The organism is Prevotella sp. P5-92 (assembly GCF_002251245.1).
Lineage (GTDB): Bacteria > Bacteroidota > Bacteroidia > Bacteroidales > Bacteroidaceae > Prevotella.
This window is the reverse complement of sequence record NZ_NPJG01000103.1, coordinates 1-828: the sequence shown is the minus strand read 5'-3', so window position 1 is coordinate 828 and position 828 is coordinate 1. Positions and strand designations below refer to the sequence as shown.

At 55.2% G+C, this 828-nt stretch carries 2 protein-coding genes; both read left to right on the top strand.

Going from position 1 to position 828, the window contains the following annotated elements; genetic code table 11:
• On the top strand, positions 1–371 hold a 371-nt coding region (locus CIK99_RS10415), incomplete at its 5' end, for a rod shape-determining protein (RefSeq protein WP_173805353.1).
• Positions 372–376: 5 nt separating this feature from the next.
• On the top strand, positions 377–828 hold a 452-nt coding region (gene mreC, locus CIK99_RS10410), incomplete at its 3' end, for a rod shape-determining protein MreC (RefSeq protein WP_144007968.1).

Genomic DNA, 828 nt, shown 5'->3' with positions numbered 1-828 from the left:
CATTGACCGACCTGGGCGACGAGGCTCCGGAAGACTATGTGGTACATGGTCCTAACCGCATCACCGCACTGCCTATGGAGGTGCCTGTATGCTATCAGGAGATTGCCCACTGTCTCGACAAGACCGTGGCAAAGATTGAGAACGCCGTGCTCTCGGCTCTTGAGAACACTCCCCCCGAGCTCTATGCCGATATCGTGAAGAACGGTATCTATCTGAGCGGTGGCGGCGCCCTGCTGCGTGGTCTCGACCGTCGTCTTCAGGAGAAAATCAACATTCCTTTCCATATCGCCGAAGACCCGTTGCACAGTGTGGCACGCGGAGCTGGCATCGCGCTGAAGAATGTTGACAAGTTCTCGTTCCTGATGAGATAGTGCCAATGCGAAACCTGTTAGAGTTTCTCGGCAAGCATAACCATTGGTTTCTCTTCGTCCTATTCGAGATTATCGGACTGGTATGGCTTTTCCGCGGTCACACTTACCAGGGGAGCGTGTGGTTCTCCTCGGCCAATGTGGTGGCGGGAAAGCTCTATGAATGGGACTCTAAGGTGACGGCTTATTTCTCCCTGGGGGATATCAATGAGCAGCTCACTGCCCGCAACGTATATCTGGAGAGCCAGGTCAAGGTGCTCTCCGACCGGCTGGAACAGACTTCGGCCGACAGTACGCTGTTGGCTCAGGTCAAGGCTCAGTCGCTGGAGGGCTACAGACTCATTCCGGCCAAGGTAATCTCGAACACCATCTCAGAGAAAGACAATCTCATCACCATCGACAAGGGTGAGGCCGACGGGGTGAAGAAGGATATGGGCGTGGTAAGCGGCCACGGCGTGGT